Source organism: Streptomyces sp. ICC1 (genome assembly GCF_003287935.1).
GTDB classification, from domain to species: Bacteria; Actinomycetota; Actinomycetes; order Streptomycetales; family Streptomycetaceae; genus Streptomyces; species Streptomyces tritrimontium.
In genome coordinates this window covers 7,835,189-7,852,159 of record NZ_CP030287.1, presented here as the reverse complement: position 1 = coordinate 7,852,159, position 16,971 = coordinate 7,835,189, and the positions used below count along the sequence as shown (strand labels likewise).

General features: G+C 69.4%; 14 protein-coding genes and 6 pseudogenes. 15 read left to right on the top strand and 5 right to left on the bottom strand.

Annotation, left to right across the window (positions count from 1 at the left end):
* Positions 1-106 precede the first annotated feature (106 nt).
* Positions 107-763: pseudogene (locus DRB96_RS45415) on the top strand (VanW family protein); the annotation flags it as partial.
* A 523-nt stretch (positions 764-1,286) separates the two neighbouring features.
* On the opposite strand, the gene DRB96_RS36735 reads toward DRB96_RS45415, so the two are convergent.
* A complete protein-coding gene (locus tag DRB96_RS36735) occupies positions 1,287-1,616 on the bottom strand; it encodes a ferredoxin (RefSeq protein ID WP_112452310.1) in 330 nt (109 codons plus the stop codon).
* A 264-nt stretch (positions 1,617-1,880) separates the two neighbouring features.
* Between DRB96_RS36735 and arc the strand changes: the two genes are divergently transcribed.
* From arc to prcA, 6 genes are all read left to right on the top strand, one after another.
* Positions 1,881-3,647 carry a proteasome ATPase gene (gene arc, locus DRB96_RS36730; protein ID WP_112452309.1) on the top strand — a complete coding sequence of 589 codons (1,767 nt, stop codon included), beginning with the start codon at positions 1,881-1,883 and terminating at the stop codon, positions 3,645-3,647.
* Positions 3,648-3,897: 250 nt separating this feature from the next.
* The gene (gene dop / locus DRB96_RS36725; RefSeq protein ID WP_112452308.1) at positions 3,898-5,409 is read left to right on the top strand and encodes a depupylase/deamidase Dop; all 1,512 of its coding nucleotides are present in this window, start codon (positions 3,898-3,900) and stop codon (positions 5,407-5,409) included.
* Positions 5,410-5,604: 195 nt separating this feature from the next.
* Positions 5,605-5,817, top strand: coding sequence for a ubiquitin-like protein Pup (locus DRB96_RS36720; protein WP_112452307.1), 213 nt, complete (start codon positions 5,605-5,607; stop codon positions 5,815-5,817).
* A gap of 37 nt (positions 5,818-5,854) precedes the next feature.
* Positions 5,855-6,454 carry an endonuclease VII domain-containing protein gene (locus tag DRB96_RS36715; protein ID WP_112454190.1) on the top strand — a complete coding sequence of 200 codons (600 nt, stop codon included), beginning with the start codon at positions 5,855-5,857 and terminating at the stop codon, positions 6,452-6,454.
* A complete protein-coding gene (gene prcB, locus DRB96_RS36710; protein ID WP_112452306.1) occupies positions 6,406-7,245 on the top strand; it encodes a proteasome subunit beta in 840 nt (279 codons plus the stop codon). Before DRB96_RS36715 ends, prcB begins: the two co-directional genes overlap by 49 nt.
* A gap of 46 nt (positions 7,246-7,291) precedes the next feature.
* Positions 7,292-8,056, top strand: a complete 765-nt coding sequence (gene prcA / locus DRB96_RS36705) for a proteasome subunit alpha (RefSeq protein ID WP_112452305.1) — start codon at positions 7,292-7,294, stop codon at positions 8,054-8,056.
* Between the two features lie 67 nt (positions 8,057-8,123).
* On the opposite strand, the pseudogene DRB96_RS36700 reads toward prcA, so the two are convergent.
* Positions 8,124-8,495: pseudogene (locus DRB96_RS36700) on the bottom strand (substrate-binding domain-containing protein); the annotation flags it as partial.
* Between the two features lie 168 nt (positions 8,496-8,663).
* Here DRB96_RS36700 and lysA point away from each other — a divergent pair.
* The 6 genes and pseudogenes from lysA to DRB96_RS36675 all read left to right on the top strand — a co-directional run.
* Positions 8,664-10,025, top strand: coding sequence for a diaminopimelate decarboxylase (lysA, locus tag DRB96_RS36695; RefSeq protein WP_112452304.1), 1,362 nt, complete (start codon positions 8,664-8,666; stop codon positions 10,023-10,025).
* A 157-nt stretch (positions 10,026-10,182) separates the two neighbouring features.
* A complete protein-coding gene (gene kdpF / locus DRB96_RS36690; protein ID WP_112454188.1) occupies positions 10,183-10,248 on the top strand; it encodes a K(+)-transporting ATPase subunit F in 66 nt (21 codons plus the stop codon).
* A gap of 86 nt (positions 10,249-10,334) precedes the next feature.
* A pseudogene (locus DRB96_RS36685) lies at positions 10,335-11,660 on the top strand (HAD-IC family P-type ATPase); the annotation flags it as partial.
* Positions 11,634-11,822, top strand: coding sequence for a sigma factor-like helix-turn-helix DNA-binding protein (locus DRB96_RS45405; RefSeq protein ID WP_239516846.1), 189 nt, complete (start codon positions 11,634-11,636; stop codon positions 11,820-11,822). The pseudogene DRB96_RS36685 and the gene DRB96_RS45405, both read left to right, overlap by 27 nt.
* A gap of 372 nt (positions 11,823-12,194) precedes the next feature.
* A complete protein-coding gene (locus DRB96_RS36680; protein ID WP_112452303.1) occupies positions 12,195-12,740 on the top strand; it encodes an EF-hand domain-containing protein in 546 nt (181 codons plus the stop codon).
* Positions 12,741-12,917: 177 nt separating this feature from the next.
* A pseudogene (locus DRB96_RS36675) lies at positions 12,918-13,124 on the top strand (TerB family tellurite resistance protein); the annotation flags it as partial.
* Between the two features lie 90 nt (positions 13,125-13,214).
* Here DRB96_RS36675 and DRB96_RS36670 read toward each other — a convergent pair.
* Positions 13,215-13,880 (bottom strand): annotated as a pseudogene (locus DRB96_RS36670) (M56 family metallopeptidase); the annotation flags it as partial.
* A 274-nt stretch (positions 13,881-14,154) separates the two neighbouring features.
* Between DRB96_RS36670 and DRB96_RS36665 the strand changes: the two are divergent.
* Positions 14,155-14,676, top strand: a complete 522-nt coding sequence (locus DRB96_RS36665; RefSeq protein ID WP_343234665.1) for a TerD family protein — start codon at positions 14,155-14,157, stop codon at positions 14,674-14,676.
* 174 nt (positions 14,677-14,850) lie between these two features.
* On the opposite strand, the gene DRB96_RS36660 is transcribed toward DRB96_RS36665, so the two are convergent.
* The gene (locus DRB96_RS36660) at positions 14,851-15,030 is read right to left on the bottom strand and encodes a hypothetical protein (protein ID WP_112452301.1); all 180 of its coding nucleotides are present in this window, start codon (positions 15,028-15,030) and stop codon (positions 14,851-14,853) included.
* Positions 15,031-15,219: 189 nt separating this feature from the next.
* Here DRB96_RS36660 and DRB96_RS36655 point away from each other — a divergent pair.
* Positions 15,220-16,152: pseudogene (locus tag DRB96_RS36655) on the top strand (TerC family protein); the annotation flags it as partial.
* 32 nt (positions 16,153-16,184) lie between these two features.
* On the opposite strand, the gene DRB96_RS36650 reads toward DRB96_RS36655, so the two are convergent.
* Positions 16,185-16,970: an SGNH/GDSL hydrolase family protein gene (locus DRB96_RS36650; RefSeq protein WP_112454186.1), complete on the bottom strand. Its 786-nt coding sequence runs from the start codon at positions 16,968-16,970 to the stop codon at positions 16,185-16,187.
* Position 16,971: the final 1 nt, after the last annotated feature.

Below are 16,971 nucleotides of genomic sequence, written 5' to 3'. Positions count from 1 at the left end.
GGGCGGGCCCACCGGGGACCGGGCGACCGGGCGGCACGCGGCCACCGCCGGGGCCACCGCCGGGGCCACCCCCGAGACAGCCGCCGAGGCAGCCGCCGAGGCAGCCGTCGGGCAGCAGGTCCTCTCCTCCTTCACCGTCGCCTATCCCGCCGCGCCCTACCGCACCCACAACATCGCGCGCGCCGTGGAACTGATCAACGGCGCCGTCGTCCAGCAGGGCGACATCTGGAGCTTCAACCAGACGGTGGGCGAGCGGACCGAGGAGAACGGCTTCGTCGACGGCATCATGATCAACGACGGCCGGTACGTGAAATCGCCCGGCGGCGGCGTCTCCGCGGTCGCGACGACCATGTACAACGCCATGTTCTTCGCGGGCCTGAAGCCGATCGAGCACGGGGCCCACTCCTTCTACATCGAGCGGTACCCCGAAGGCCGCGAGGCCACCGTCGCCTGGGGCACCCTGGACCTGCGCTGGCAGAACGACTCCGGGCACCCGGTCATCGTCCGCGCCTCCTCCACCGCCACCTCGGTGACGGTCACCCTGCTCGGAACGAGGCAGTACGACGAGGTACGCGCGACCAAGGGTCCGCGCACCCTCGTCACGCCGCCGGGCAAGCGCACGGTCGCCGGCCCCACCTGCGAGGCGCAGACCCCGCTGGAGGGCTTCGACGTCTCCGTCGACCGCGTCTTCGTCCGCGGCGGCCACGAGGTCGGCCGGGAGACCTTCCGTACGCACTACACCCCGCGCGACGAGGTCATCTGCGTCCCGGAGTCCCCCACGGCCACGCCCGGCGCGACCGCACCTGCCTCCCCCGGCACGCCGCCGGGCCCCGCCACACCGGCCGCACCCCCCCCGAAGGGCCCCGAGGCGGCCGCCCCCGACGCCGGAGCGCTCACCTACCCACTCGACTGCAACGGCGCCCCACAAGCCGTCACGGCCACCGCCGAAGGCGACCTCGACGGCGACGGCCGCCCCGAAACCGTGGCGGCCGTCCGCTGCGACGCCGGATCCGGCACCCCGCCGCACGCGATCTACGTACTCACCCGGGACACCGGCAAGAACACGGGCCCCCGCGTCGTCGCCACCCTGCTCGAAGCCGGCCGCCGACAGACCGCCACCGACCTCACCGTGCGCGACGGAGTCGTCACCGCGACGCTCCTCGGCTACTCCTCGCCCGAGATCCCCCGCTACAGCCCCGACACGAAACAGTTCGCCAAGTGGCGCTGGACCGGCGGAAAATTCCGCCAGGAGCTTACGGACTCGACCGCCACAGGTGTTTGAACCGTCACTCCGCGTCGGGACCGAAGACCTCGACCCTGTCCGAAACGCGCCTTACATGGATGCAGTCGCCGGGACATTCCTTGGCCGAATCGACCACGTCCTGGAGCAGCACCAGCGGAACCGGAGTGGTCGCCCCCGCCTCCACGAGCAGCTCGTCGGCGGAGCCCTTCACATACGCCAGACCGTCGATGTCCAGCTCGAACACCTCCGGCGCGTACTGCACACAGATGCCGTCGCCGGTGCAGAGGTCCTGGTCGATCCAGACCTCGAGCGGCTCTCCGGCCTCGCCGACGCCACCGGTCTGGTCGGAGGTTGCCTCCTGCTGCACGGTCATATCTCCTGCCGTTCCCTGCGATGAGTGATCCATCCCGGACACAACCCGCGGCAAGTCGCACGAGCTCTGACGGGTGTTGAACACTTCGACCTTACAACCGGCCGCTTCCCGAGTTTGATGGGTGGGTATTTCCTTGGCGTGAGGGAGTACGCAAGGGTGAAGATCGGACACACCCCTACCGTCTTTGTGATCTAGGGGTTTCAATCACCACCAGCCCAGGTAGGGTCAGAAAGCGTCCAGCTCCCCTTGGAGGAGGTGAGGACCGTGGCAGCCCACGACGACGACATCAACCACGGCATCCGGCCCGGGCGAGGGTCTGAGGACCCCGCCGGCCAGGTTGCCTATCTCGAGCAGGAAATCGCCGTCCTGCGACGTAAGCTCGCCGACTCTCCGCGACACACGAGGATTCTCGAAGAGCGGATCGTCGAGCTCCAGACAAACCTGGCAGGCGTCTCCGCCCAGAACGAGCGTCTGGCCAATACCCTGCGCGAGGCCCGCGACCAGATCGTGGCCCTCAAGGAAGAAGTCGACCGGCTCGCACAGCCGCCGGCCGGCTTCGGAGTCTTCCTGCAGGCGAACGAAGACGGAACCGTCGACATCTTCACCGGCGGCCGAAAGCTCCGAGTGAACGTGAGCCCCAGCGTCGAACCGGAAGACCTCCGGCGCGGCCAGGAGGTCATGCTCAACGAAGCCCTCAACGTGGTCGAAGCCATGGAATTCGAGCGCGCCGGGGACATCGTCACCCTCAAGGAGATCCTCGAGGACGGCGAGCGCGCCCTGGTGGTCGGGCACACCGACGAGGAAAGGGTGGTGAGGCTCGCCGAGCCGCTCCTGGACGTCACCATCCGCCCCGGCGACTCCCTGCTGCTCGAACCCCGCTCCGGCTACGTCTACGAGATCGTTCCCAAGAGCGAGGTCGAGGACCTCGTCCTCGAAGAGGTCCCCGACATCGACTACGACAAGATCGGCGGCCTGGGCGACCAGATCGAACTGATCCGCGACGCCGTCGAGCTCCCCTACCTCTACCCCGACCTCTTCAAGGAACACGAACTGCGGCCCCCCAAGGGCATCCTGCTCTACGGCCCCCCCGGCTGCGGCAAGACGCTCATCGCCAAGGCCGTCGCCAACTCCCTTGCCAAGAAGGTCGCCGAGGTCACCGGCCAGCCCACCGGGAAGTCCTACTTCCTGAACATCAAGGGCCCCGAACTCCTCAACAAGTACGTCGGCGAGACCGAGCGGCACATCCGCCTCGTCTTCCAACGTGCCAGGGAGAAGGCGAGCGAGGGCACCCCCGTCATCGTCTTCTTCGACGAGATGGAATCCCTCTTCCGCACCCGCGGATCCGGAGTCAGCTCGGACGTGGAGAACACCATCGTCCCCCAGCTGCTCGCCGAGATCGACGGCGTGGAAGGCCTGGAGAACGTCATCGTCATCGGCGCCTCCAACCGCGAGGACATGATCGACCCGGCCATCCTGCGCCCCGGCCGGCTCGACGTGAAGATCAAGATCGAGCGCCCCGGAGCCGAGGCGGCGAAGGACATCTTCGCGAAGTACCTCAAGGCCACGCTCCCGCTGCACACGGACGACCTGGGCGAGCACCAGGGCTCCACGGCGGAAACCGTCCACAGCATGATCCAGACCGTCGTCGAGCAGATGTACGCCGAAACCGAGGAGAACCGCTTCCTCGAGGTCACGTACGCCAACGGTGACAAGGAAGTCCTCTACTTCAAGGACTTCAACTCGGGCGCGATGATCCAGAACATCGTGGACCGTGCGAAGAAGATGGCCATCAAGGCCTTCCTCGAGCACAACCAGAAGGGCCTTCGCGTCGCCCACCTCCTCCAGGCTTGCGTGGACGAGTTCAAGGAGAACGAAGACCTCCCCAACACCACCAACCCCGACGACTGGGCCCGAATCTCCGGAAAGAAGGGCGAGCGGATCGTATTCATCCGCACGCTCGTCACCGGAAAGCAAGGCGCGGACACCGGACGCTCCATCGACACGGTGGCCAACACCGGTCAGTACCTCTGACGAAGCGGGCCGGCTGCGGGAGCCCGCAAGGGCACCCGCAGCCGACTGCTTTACCGACTGCTCTTTTCAGCCGGTGACCGGTCGAATTCAATGACCGAAATGATCTCCCCACCGGCGCGGAGTGGTTCTAGGCTCATCCGTACCGCAGGTCGCGCAGTGCGGGGACGGGCACCGCACACGACGCACCGGAGCACCAGCGGTACTTGAGCGCCGCTCCCGAACGGGAGCGCCGCCGGGCAAGGAGGGCCGCATGACCGTACGGCGAGTAATGGGGATCGAGACGGAGTACGGGATCTCCGTCCCGGGGCACCCGAACGCCAATGCCATGCTCACCTCATCCCAGATCGTCAACGCCTACGCGGCGGCGATGCACCGGGCGCGACGCGCCCGCTGGGACTTCGAGGAGGAGAACCCGCTGCGGGACGCCCGCGGCTTCGACCTCGCCCGCGAGGCCGCCGACAACAGCCAGCTCACCGACGAGGACATCGGCCTCGCCAACGTCATCCTCACCAACGGCGCACGGCTCTACGTCGACCACGCGCACCCCGAGTACAGCTCCCCGGAGATCACCAACCCGCTCGACGCCGTCCTCTGGGACAAGGCCGGCGAGCGGATCATGGCCGAGGCGGCAGTCAGGGCCGCCCAGCTCCCCGGAGCCCAGCCCATCCACCTCTACAAGAACAACACCGACAACAAGGGCGCCTCCTACGGCACGCACGAGAACTACCTGATGAAGCGGGAAACCCCCTTCTCGGACATCGTGCGCCACCTCACCCCCTTCTTCGTCTCCCGCCAGGTCGTCACCGGCGCCGGCCGCGTCGGCATCGGCCAGGACGGCCGCGAACACGGCTTCCAGATCAGCCAGCGCGCCGACTACTTCGAGGTCGAGGTCGGCCTCGAGACCACCCTCAAGCGCCCCATCATCAACACCCGCGACGAACCGCACTCGGACGCCGAGAAGTACCGCCGGCTCCACGTGATCATCGGCGACGCCAACCTCTCCGAGATCTCCACCTACCTCAAGCTCGGCACGACCGCACTCGTCCTGTCCATGATCGAAGACGGCTACATCAACGTCGACCTCGCCGTGGACCAGCCCGTGCGCACCCTGCACCACGTCTCCCACGACCCCGACCTGCAGTACCTGATCACGCTGCGCAGCGGGCGGACGCTGACCGCCGTACAGCTCCAGATGGAGTACTACGAGCTGGCCAGGAAGTACGTGGAGGAGCGTTTCGGCTCCGACGCGGACGAGCAGACCAAGGACGTGCTGGCCCGCTGGGAGGACGTACTGGGCCGGCTCGAGACCGACCCGATGAGCCTGTCGGGAGAGCTCGACTGGATCGCGAAGCGGGAGATCCTGGAGGGCTACCGGCGGCGCGACGGCCTCGAGTGGGACGCCGCCCGGCTCCACCTCGTGGACCTGCAGTACTCCGACGTACGGCCCGAGAAGGGGCTGTACAACCGCCTGGTGGCCCGCGGCAAGATGAAGCGGCTGCTGGAGGAGCCGGCCGTGGAGCGCGCGCAGAGCAAGCCGCCGGAGGACACCCGGGCGTACTTCCGGGGCCGGTGCCTGGAGCAGTACGCGGACGACGTGGCCGCGGCCTCCTGGGACTCGGTGATCTTCGACCTGCCGGGCCACGACTCCCTCCAGCGGGTCCCGACCCTGGAGCCCCTGCGGGGCACGCGGGCCCATGTGAAGGAGCTCCTGGACCGCTGTCGGACGGCGGAGGACCTGGTACGGGTGCTGTCGGGCCGCTGAGCCCCCTTTCCGATCCCTCGGCGGGGGCTGAAAGGCCCCCGCCGAGGGAATCATGAGGACACCTGCACGTTGTCAAAGTGCGGGGCGAATGTCGGGCCCTCCTTGTAGGGTCCGACGTAGGGTCTGATCTTGAGGGATCCCGAATTCCCGGGGTCTCTCGACGTGAGCGTGCGAACCGAGCGGGGTGAGGTAGACATGGCGACCAAGGACACCGGCGGCGGACAGGAGAAGGCGCAGCGCTCGACCGAGGAGGTCGAGGAGGCGGCGGTCGAAGAATCGACCGACCTCAAGGAGCGCCAGGAAAAGCTCTCCGACGACGTCGACTCCGTACTTGACGAGATTGACGATGTACTCGAGGAGAATGCCGAGGACTTCGTTCGGAGTTTCGTACAAAAAGGCGGCGAATAGCCTTCGAATCTAAGGCGAATCCGCCAGTGTGTGCTCCATGTTCAATGGAACGAAGTGGTGTCGCGGGTGTGCCCGTGACATACCACTGAGCGGATTCGCCTCGGATCGCAATCGGAGCGATGGGCTTCAGCCCAGATGCCGGGAATGCGTGGCGGCCTACAGTGCCGAGCACTATCGCCGCCGTCAGGCAGCCAAAGGCAAGGCAGTCAGAGAGCACGTGGACGTGCCGGCGGGGTGGAAGCTCTGCAGGCAGTGTGGCGAGGTGAAGCCGCACGGCGAGTGGCATAAGAACGCAACAGCGTCTGATGGCGAGTCCACTCGCTGCAAGGCTTGCCGGGCCGTACAGGGTCGGGCGGGGCATCTCAAGCGCTCGTACGGCATGACGGAGGCCCAGCGAGACGAGATGATCGCGGCGCAGGGCGGCATCTGCTTGATCTGCAAAAAGAGCCCAGCCGTTCATGTGGATCATTGCCACACCACGGGTAGGGTCCGAGGCGTACTTTGCTTCAACTGCAACACGGCCATCGGCAAGTTGGGAGACGATCCCGACGCAGCTCGTAGGGTCGTCTCATATCTGGAAGGAAACCTGTGGAACCCAACACTCGTAGCACAGGGCGTCTACCGGCAGCCTTCCTGACGCCGGGGTCGTCGTCCTTCATGGACTTCTTGGGCGCGCACCGGCCCGAGATGCTCCCGGGCAACCGGAAGCTGCCCGACGGGGTCATCGAGGCGCCGCACGGGACGACCATCGTGGCCGCCACCTTCCCCGGCGGGGTCGTGCTCGCCGGTGACCGGCGGGCGACCATGGGGAACATGATCGCGCAGCGGGACATCGAGAAGGTGTTCCCGGCCGACGAGTACTCCGCCGTGGGCATCGCCGGCACCGCCGGCCTGGCCGTGGAGATGGTGAAGCTGTTCCAGCTGGAGCTGGAGCACTTCGAGAAGGTGGAGGGGGCGACCCTCAGCCTCGAAGGCAAGGCGAACCGGCTGTCGACCATGATCCGGAGCAATCTGGGCATGGCGATGCAGGGGCTGGCCGTCGTACCGCTCTTCGCCGGGTGGGACGAGGGCAAGGAGAAGGGCCGGATCTTCTCCTACGACGTGACCGGCGGCCGCTCCGAGGAGCACGGCTACGCCGCGACCGGTTCCGGCTCGATCTTCGCGCGCGGCTCCATGAAGAAGCTGTACCACTCGAAGCTGACGGAGGAGGAGGCCACGACGCTCGTCGTCCAGGCGCTGTACGACGCCGCCGACGACGACTCGGCCACCGGCGGCCCGGACCTCTACCGCCACATCTACCCCATCGTCACCGTCATGACCGAAGAGGGATTCCGCCGGCTGACCGACGAGGAGTCCTCGGAGCTGGCCCGCAAGATCACGAACCGTCGGCTGGAGCAGCCCGACGGCCCGCGCGCCGCCCTGCTCTGACCATCCGTCGCCCCGTAGGAGCCCAGAAGAAAGGGACGGACAGCCGGTGTCGACTCCGTTCTACGTCTCACCCCAGCAGGCCATGGCCGACCGGGCGGAATACGCCCGCAAGGGCATCGCCCGCGGTCGCAGCCTTGTTGTGATCCAGTACGCCGACGGCATCGTGTTCGTCGGCGAGAACCCGTCCCGCGCGCTGCACAAGTTCAGCGAGATCTACGACCGGATCGGCTTCGCGGCCGCCGGCAAGTACAACGAGTACGAGAACCTGCGGATCGGCGGCGTGCGCTACGCCGATCTGCGCGGATACACCTACGACCGCGATGACGTGACGGCCCGTGGGCTGGCGAACGTCTACGCGCAGACGCTGGGAACGATCTTCTCCAGCGCCGGTGAGAAGCCGTACGAGGTGGAGCTGGTCGTGGCCGAGGTTGGCGCGACGGCGGCCGGGGACCAGATCTACCGGCTGCCGCACGACGGTTCGATCGTGGACGAGCACGGTTCGGTGGCGGTCGGCGGCAACGCCGAGCAGATCAGCACCTTCCTCGACCAGCGGCACCAGGACGGGATGACCCTGTCCGAGGCGCTGAAGCTGGCGGTGCAGGCGCTGTCCAGCCAGGCGAACGGCACGGACAAGGCGATTCCGCACGAGCGGCTGGAGGTGGCGGTGCTGGACCGTACGCGGGCCCAGCAGCGCAAGTTCAAGCGGATCCGGGGCCGGCAGCTGTCGCGGCTGCTGGAGGCGGACGTTCCGGCGGCCGCCCAGGCGGATGCCGTGTCGAACGACGAGGCTCCCGAAGAGGAAGCCGAGTAGAGACGGTCCGCAGTGCGGTGTGAGCGCCCCCGGCCTTCCGGCCGGGGGCGCTTTCGCGTTCCCGGGGTCAGGGGGTCGGGGCGGGGCCGGTGGAGTCGCGGACGACGAGTTCGACGGGGATGTCGTCGGCGGCCCAGGGGGTGCCTTCGAGGGCGGCGAGGAGGGCGGTCATGCCCTGCTCTCCGACGCGTTCGGCGGGGAGCCGGACGGTGGTGAGTTCGGGTTCGACGGCGGTGGCGAGGGCGAGGTCGTCGAAGCCGGTGACGGAGAGGTCGTCGGGGACGCGCAGGCCGAGGCGGCGGGCGGCCTTGCAGGCTCCGGCGGCGAGGATGTCGTCGTCGCAGACGATGGCGGTGGGGCGGGCTCCGGGGGCCGCCAGGGCGGCTTCGGTGGCCGTACGGGCGCCGTCGACGGTGAGGGGGGCCCGTACGGTGCGCAGCGCGTAGGCGCGGTTGACGCTGGCGTCCTTGCCCCCGTCCCCGCCCTCGCCGCCAAGCCGCTTCCGGCCTGGCGCGACTGGGATCCGCAGCACGTCGGTGTCCTGCGCGTGACCGGGGCCGCGGCGGTCGTCTCCTGCATGAACCTCCTGATCGGCTGAGGGCCCTCCATGTCTGTCACTTTCCCTTCCTCCCCGGTCCGGACCTCGGATCCGATACCGGCCCCCGACGCCGCCGAGGGGCTCTCCGTCTGGCCCGCCTCGGCCCGCCCGGCCGCCGGAGGCGACGTCACCGTCGCCGGGATCTCCCTCACCGAAGCGGCCGATCGGTTCGGCACCCCCCTGTACGTCCTGGACGAGGGCGAGGTCCGCGACCGCTGCCGCGCCTACCGCACGGCCTTCCCGGACGCGGACGTCATCTACGCGGCCAAGGCGTTCCTCTGCCGGGCCATGGCCCGCTGGGTCGAGGACGAGGGCCTGGGCCTGGACGTCTGCTCCGCCGGCGAGCTGGGCCTCGCCATGACCGCGGGCTTCCCCGCCGAGCGGATCGTGCTGCACGGCAACGCCAAGAGCCCCGAGGACCTGTACACCGCCGTCCGGCTCGGCGTCGGCCGCATCGTCCTCGACAGCACCTCGGAGATCGCCCGACTGGCCGACATCGTGCCCGAAGGCGAACGCCAGCAGGTCATGATCCGGGTCGTGCCCGGCATCGCGGCCGGCGGTCACACCAAGATCCGCACCGGTACGGAGGACCAGAAGTTCGGCCTCTCGATCACGGACGGCTCCGCCCAGCACGCCATCGCCAGGGTCCTCGCCCAGCCCCGTCTCGAACTCGTGGGACTGCACTGCCACATCGGCTCCCAGATCACCTCGGTCAAGCCGTACGTCGCCGCCGTACGCCGGATGGTCGGCCTGATGACCCAAATACGGGACCACCACGACCTGGAACCGCCCCAGTTGAACATCGGCGGCGGCCACGGCATCGCCTACCGCCCCGGCGAGGACAGCCTCGACCTCACCACCCTCGCCAACCGGGTCCTGGCCGAGCTGGCGGACGGCTGCGCCCACGCGAAGCTGCCCGTACCGCGCCTGACCATCGAGCCCGGGCGGGCGCTCGTAGGCCCCGCCGGAGTCGCCGTCTACCGGGTCCTCACGGTCAAGGAGACCTCGGGGCGGACGTTCGTCGCCGTCGACGGCGGCATGAGCGACAACCCCCGGCCGGCCCTGTACGGGGTCCGGTACGCGCCCCGGCTGATCGGCCGCGCCTCGACGGCCCTGCCCGCCCTGGTCACGGTGGTGGGCCGGCACTGCGAGGCCGGCGACGTCGTGGCGGAGGATGTCGCGCTGCCCGGCGACGTGCGACCCGGAGACCTCATCGCGGTACCGGCCGCCGGCGCGTACCACCTGTCCATGGCCTCCGGCTACAACCTGGTCGGCCGCCCGCCCGTGATCGCGGTCCGGGACGGCTCCGCGCGGATGCTCGTACGCCGTGAATCCATGGACGACATGAACCGCCGGGACATCGGCCTGTAGGGCCGCCGGCCCTCTTCTGTCCTCCGCCGGATGGCAGCCCGGCGGAGGACGGCCCCAGGCACGCGTGCGCGCGGCCTGGAGCTGCCCTGAAGATCCACATTGCCCCTGTTTCCCCCTGTGAGGACGAGGTCTCGATGACCGTCGAAACACTGTCGGCCTGGTCGTGGCCGTCGCCCTGCTGGCCTATCTGGTCATCGCCCTGATCGAGCCGGAGAAGTTCTGATGGCCGCCTCCACCGCGGTCGGCCCCGCCCCCGTCCGTCACGCACCACCTCCCGGAAGCGACCGGCCCCGTCGGATCGGCGCCGGGATGCTCGACCCGAAGCAGTTGTGGCGCGCGCTCCCGTAGGCGCTGCGCAAGCTCAGCCCGGTGACCCTGTTCCGGAACCGGTCATGTTCGTCCCCGAGATGGGCGCCGCGCTCACCACCGGCATCGCCGCCTTCCACCCCACCCTCTTCGGGTGGCTGATCACCGCGTGGCTCTGGCTGACCGTGGTCTTCGGCAACCTCGCCGAGGCCGTGACCGAGAGCCGTGGCAAGGCGCAGGCGGACACCCTGCCCCGCACGCGGCAGCAGACCAGCGCACGCCGGCTGACCGGCTGGGAGCCGGGCGCGCGGGCGGGCTCGTACATCGAGGAGACCGTATCGGCCGGTGAACTCCGGCGCGGTGACAGCGTGTTCGTACCGGCCGGGGAGCTGATTCCCGGTGACGGGCGATGTGATCGAGGGCGCGGCGAGCGTCGACGAGTCCGCGATCATCGGTGAATCCGCCCCGGTCATCCGCGAGTCGGGCGGCGACCGCAGCGCGGTCACCGGCGGCACCGGCGTGCTCTCCGACCAGCTCGCCGTAAGGATCACCCAGGAGCCCGGGGCCAGTTTCCTGGACCGGATGATCTCCCTGGTAGAGGGCACCAACCGGCAGAAGACCCCAACGAGCTGGCGCTCAACCTGCTCCTGGTCAGGCTGACCTTCGTCTTCCTGGTCGCGGCCGTCACGCTCCAGCCCATGGCGATCTTCTCCAAGGACGCCATGGCCGCCGCGCACGACACCGCGGCCCTCACCGCCGACGGTGTCACCGGCATCGTCCTGGTCTCACTCCTCGTGTGCCTGATCCCGACGACGATCGGCGCGCTGCTCTCCGCGATCGGCATCGCCGGGATGGACCGGCTCGTCCAGCGCAACGTCCTGGCCATGTCCGGGCGGGCCGTCGAGGCCGCGGGCGACGTCAACACCCTGCTCCTCGACAAGACGGGCACCATCACCTACGGCAACCGTCGGGCCAGCTCCCTCCTCCCGGTCGGGGGCACATCGATCGAGCGACTGGCGCGGGCCGCCCTGCTGTCCTCTCGCCGACGAGACGCCCGAAGGCCGATCGATCATCGAATTCGGCTATCACGAATACCAGTTGACCGAGCGGGTCGTGGCCGGCGCCGAGTGGGTCCCGTTCACCGCCACCACCCGGATGTCGGGCGTCGACCTGCCCGACGGTCGCAAGCCGCGCAAGGGAGCGGCCACGGCCGTCGCGGCCTGGGTGCGCGAACACGGCGGCGAGGTCCCTCCCGCCCTTACGGCGACCGTGGACCAGGTGTCCTCCTCCGGCGGTACGCCGCTGGCCGTAGCGGAACGGAACGACCAGGCCGAGCTCCTGGCAACGATCCCTGCCGAACGCCGGGACGCCTTCGTCCTCACCCAACTCCTCGGCCTGCCCTACGCCGACGCGGCCGAAGCCATCGGCTGTCCCGTCGGCACGGTCCGCTCCGCGTGGCCCGCGCCCGCACCGAACTCATGGCTCTCCTGACAGATGCGGAGACACCCACGGCCGGCCGGGAGTACCCGGCATCGCACCGCAGCCGGAGCGGCTGCTTCACACAGCACGACCGCACGGCCATGGCGTTGCTCGGCTGAGCTGTGCGGGGTTGAAGGCGGGAGGGGACGGCACACCAGTGCTCAGCCCCTCCCCAGCCGCACCACGGCGAACCGTGCTCGTGACCTCTGCCCGAGAGCTCACGACGTAGTCGCGGCCGTCCGCGACCGGCAGCCCCCCCATTCGGGGGTGGGCGGTCGGTGCCGTAGCCGAGGAGGCCCGCTGTGGGCATCCCGCACATACGGTCACAATGAGGGAGAGTCGGCGTCACGCCGCACCGGTCTCCCTTCAGGAAGGACTTGACGCATGGCCATCACTGATCCGATCGCCCGCAGGCTGCGAAGGTTGTTCGTGGCCTTGGACGCCGACGAGGACGGATTCGTCGGGTGGGGTGACCACGAGCGGATCGTGGACAGGTACGCGACCGGTTACGGGCTGGCCAGGAATGACCCCAAGATCAGTTCACTGGAGCGGGCGTACTGGTCACAGTGGCTGGGACTGCTGCAGCAGGCGACGCCGGGCCAGGAGCGTCTGTCCCTCGACGAGTTCGTCGCGGCGAACCGGGCTGCGGGCTTCGGCGCGAACGGATCCCATCTGCTGGATGACATCGCGCGTGCCGTATTCAATGTCGTGGACTTCGACGGGGACAAGAAGATCAGCCGGGACGAGTTCGTCAGGTATCTGGGCCTCTGGGGGATCTCCCCCGAAGACGCCCCGATTGTCTTCCAACGGCTGGACCTGGACCGCGACGCCTTCATCTCCCAGCAGGAAGTCACCAAGTCCATCCGGGCGTTCCACCTGTACAACGACGATCTGAGCACCCCGGGCGGCATCTTCCTCGGCGTCCACTGACCTCTTCCGCGCCTGCCGGCCGCGCAACCGGTCGGCGGTGGGAGGGCAGGCTCCAGGCCATGGTCCGGCAGTTCCCCGTACAGAGCGTCCGGAGGTGTCGCAGGCGGGCGGGGGAGCGCCTTCAGGCGCCGCCGTCGGGGGCGGCGCCGCGGGCCTCGCGGTCTCATCGTGGGCGACATGGCCGCAGCAGCAGACGGCACGATCGAACCTTCCGAACGCCGGCGAGTCGCACAGCTGATCGCCACCGACGAGGTGCTGCGGAACTTCGGCTCCACGGACCTGCAGCGGCGCTTCGACGAAAACCTCGACACGCTGACCGCCGGCTTCGCCTTCGCCTTCGGCAAGGTCAGCGTCATACAGGAGATCGCCAAGGCGAAGAAGAAATGGACGATCGCGTACACCTCGCCGCCCTGCGGTAAACCGCGGCCGCGAAGCGTACCGCTTCCGGCCGGTGCCGTACCGGCACGGCTCGCCTTACAACGGGGTGGCAGCGTGGAGGATGAAGAAGAGCGTGACGGCGGAGTTCGCCGAGGACAGGGCGGAGACAGCCGCGCCCGTTGCCGCTCCCCATGCTGCCAGGCCGACCGCGGTGAAGACCGGAGGCCAGTCGTCTCCCGCGGGGGCCGGCCCCAACAGGGCGGCGACCCGGCGCGGTACCGGCCCGGCGGCGGCGAATCCCGCGAGCGTGGCGAGGGGGGTGCCGCGACTTATGAGGGCCGCCTTGCCGATGGCGACGGCGACGGTGCGCCGGCTCCCGACAGCGGCGGCCGCATCCTCGTCAGCCCACCGCTCGGCGGTGTACGGCACCGCCGAGTACAGGGGGCGCAGGAAGGGGTTGGCCCGGGCGGCGAGCCGGACCGTCAGCAGGAACCGGTGGTGGCGGCCGGACAGATGAGCGCGCTCGTGCGCGAACAGGGCCCGGCGTTCGCACGAGGCCAACGCGGCGAGCATCCCGGTGGTCACCACGATGCGCTCCCGGCGCCCGCCGGGCAGCGCGTACGCGTACGGCGCGTCGTCGCGCACGACCGCCACCGCGGTGGCGGGCAGCCCGGCAAGGGCCCGGACGCTGCGACGGCGGACCCGGCGGTGCCGCCAGGCCGTTGCCGTGCAGGAGCCGAGGACCGCGAGCAGGGCAGGAATGCATCTGACGCGCCGACGCATGCATGCGGGCGGGCCGCACCTTCGGCCCGCCCGAAAGCGCGACGGTCGGTACTGTTCACCCCGCTCCCGACTGCACCCCGGATACGGCCGGAATCCAGCAGCCCCTCGCGGACGCGTCGACGAGTGCCGACCGGGCGGCGGCGGCCATCACGACTCTCGCCATCGCCTCCGCTCGCGCGTCGGGCTCGACTCCTCGCCACGGCATTCCGCCGGGTCGCACCGCCAAGCCCTCGAGAAGAGCGGCGGCGGGGCATTGAGCGTCGTACGGATGGGGCTCGGCTGGCAGGCCGCCCCGCGCAAGGGATTCCTCGCCAGGTTGACCGCCCGGGAGATCGACCTCGACGCCTCGGCCGTCCTCTTCGCCGGGAAGGAGCCGGTGGACGTGGCCTTCTTCCAACAACTGGTCAGCAAGGACGGCTCCGTCCGCCACACCGGGGACAACCTCGTCGGCGGCGCCGGCCAGGGCGGCGACGACGAGTCCATCCTCGTGGACCTCCAGCGAGTACCGGTGCACGTCGACCAGATCGTCTTCACCGTCAACTCCTTCACCGGGCAGACCTTCGCCGAGGTGGAGAACGCCTTCTGCCGCCTCGTCGACGAGAGCAACGGCCAGGAACTGGCCCGCTACACCCTCTCCGGAGGCGGCAAATACACCGCGCAGGTGATGGCCAAGGTCCACCGCTCCGGCGGAGGCTGGAACATGTCCGCGATCGGGGAGCCGGCCGACGGCCGCACCTTCAAGGACCTCCTGCCCGCCATCGCCTCCCGCCTCTGACCACACCCGGCAGCGCCGGCCACGGTGACGGACCGCTGCGCCGCTGTCTTCCGGAGGGAAGGAACCCCTGCCCGGTATCAGCGAGACAGCGAGCACCTGCATCATCGTCATCCTGACCATCGGAGCCCGTGGCCCGCGGCCCGCACCCGGTGTACCGAGTCACGCCCTCCCGGTTCAGGAGGAGCGTGGGGACATCAGGATCTCCATACCGTCGATCACGGCGGCGCAGCGGGGCGTTCCCGGCCCGGGGGTGATGCGGATGGACACAGGCATCGGAGGTTCGGTGGACAGGTCCCCGCTGACGAGCAGGGGGAGGTTCCCGCGCAGGGCGGTGCGACCGGTCTCCCGCCCCATGAGAACGCTCGTTGCGCACGTTCTCGGCGAGCCGCCTGGCCTCAGCGATCGGCCCGGGCCATGCCCCGGCGGGCCGGTGCGGGACCTGCGGCTCACAGACCGCTCGGCCGTGCGTCAGGGGGCGAAATGCCGCACACTCGCGTATAGGGGCCGGCGTACTCCGCGCGGGCCATCGTGAGGGTTCCCGACGTGCTTGATGTCCCGCTCTGGCTGTGGGGGGCGTTCGCCGCGACAGTGGTGGTGTCGCTGGCGGTCGATTTGCTGGCCCACCGCACCGCGCACGTCATCGGGTTCAAGGAGGCCGCCGCATGGAGCGGCCTGTGGGTGAGCCTCGCCCTGATCTTCGGCGCGGTCGTCTTCCTCGTCCTCGGCACGACGGCGGGCACGGAGTACACGACGGCCTGGCTGCTGGAGAAGAGCCTGTCGGTCGACAACCTCTTCGTCTTCGCCGTGATCTTCGCCTACTTCAAGGTCCCCCGCGCCTACCAGCACCGCGTGCTGTTCTTCGGCGTCATCGGCGCCCTCGTCTTCCGCGGGGTCTTCCTCTCCCTCGGCGTCGCCGTGGTCAGCCGCTTTACCGCGGTGCTCTTCGCCTTCGCCGCAGTCCTCTTCTACAGCACCTACAAGCTCCTCAAGGACGAGCAGGACAGCTTCGACCCGGGCAAGAGCTTCGCCGTGCGGATGCTCCGCAAGATCATCCCCGTCCGAGACGAATACGCCGGAGCGAAATTCTTCGTCAAGGAAGCCGGCACGCGCATGGCCACCCCGCTCCTCGCGGTGGTCGCCGCGATCGAGGCCGCCGACCTGATCTTCGCCGTGGACAGCGTTCCCGCCGTCCTCGCGGTCAGCGACGACGCGTTCATCGTCTACACCAGCAACGCGTTCGCGATCCTCGGCCTGCGGGCCCTCTACTTCATGCTCGCCGGCCTCCTGGACCGGTTCCACTACCTGAACAGGGGTCTCGCGATCATCCTCGCCTTCATCGGCGTCAAGCTCATCCTCCAGGCATCCCATAAATTGATCAGCCCCAGCATCCCGGAGATCCCCTCACCGGTCAGCCTGGCCGTCATCGTCACCGTCCTGACCGGCTCCGTCGTACTCAGCATGCGCCGGCCCGCCCCAACCCCCCCCGTACGGCCGGGTCCGGCCGGGTCCTACAGCGGCAGCAGGTCCGGCCGCTTCGCCTCGACGTGGTCGCCGGAGGACTCCCCGCGCAGCCGCCGTCCGATCCACGGCACCAGGTACTCGCGCGCCCACTGGATGTTGTCCCGGGTCACGTCCACCGATCCGCGCGGCCGCAGCGGCGGCCACGGCTGGTCGGGGTCGGCGGGCACCTCCATGCCGAGCACCTGCGCGGCCCGCAGCGCGACGCGCGTGTGCCCCTCGGGCGACAGGTGCAGCCGGTCGGCGTCCCAGGCCCGCCGGTCCTGTACGGACTTCAGCGACCAGAGGTCGAGCACCGGGCAGTCGTACCGGTCGGCGATGGAGTGGACGTGCGCGCTGAAGGTCGCGATCTTGCCCCGGATGTGCTTGAGGACCGGCACGTCCCGCGTGTCGAAGCCCGTGGTGATCATGACCCGGCCCACCGAGCGGGTGAGGTCGCGCACGGCGGCCTCGTACCGCTCGGCCACGTCGTCCGGGTCGCTGCCGGGCCGGATGATGTCGTTGCCGCCCGCGCAGAAGGTGACCAGGTCCGGTTCGAGCTCCTTGGCCCGGGGGACCTGCTCGGCCACGATCTGGTCCAGGAGGCGGCCGCGCACGGCCAGGTTCGCGTACCGGAAGTCGTGCTCGTCGCGCTGATCGGCCAGGAGTACGGCCAGCCGGTCCGCCCAGCCGAGAAACGTTTCCCCGGGTCCCGGGTCCCCGATGCCCTCGGTGAAGCTGTCCCCGATCGCCGCGTACGAGCCGATGGTCTTGAGTGTCGTCGTCGTCGCTGCCACG

Coding starts and splice junctions, on each gene's coding strand:
- lysA (WP_112452304.1), top strand. CDS start 8,664: ATGTCTGTCACTTTCCCTTCCTCCCCGGTCCGGACCTCGGATCCGATA.
- DRB96_RS36720 (WP_112452307.1), top strand. CDS start 5,605: ATGGCGACCAAGGACACCGGCGGCGGACAGGAGAAGGCGCAGCGCTCG.
- DRB96_RS36735 (WP_112452310.1), bottom strand. CDS start 1,616: ATGACCGTGCAGCAGGAGGCAACCTCCGACCAGACCGGTGGCGTCGGC.
- DRB96_RS36715 (WP_112454190.1), top strand. CDS start 5,855: ATGTTCAATGGAACGAAGTGGTGTCGCGGGTGTGCCCGTGACATACCA.
- DRB96_RS36680 (WP_112452303.1), top strand. CDS start 12,195: ATGGCCATCACTGATCCGATCGCCCGCAGGCTGCGAAGGTTGTTCGTG.
- dop (WP_112452308.1), top strand. CDS start 3,898: ATGACCGTACGGCGAGTAATGGGGATCGAGACGGAGTACGGGATCTCC.
- DRB96_RS36660 (WP_112452301.1), bottom strand. CDS start 15,030: ATGGGGCGGGAGACCGGTCGCACCGCCCTGCGCGGGAACCTCCCCCTG.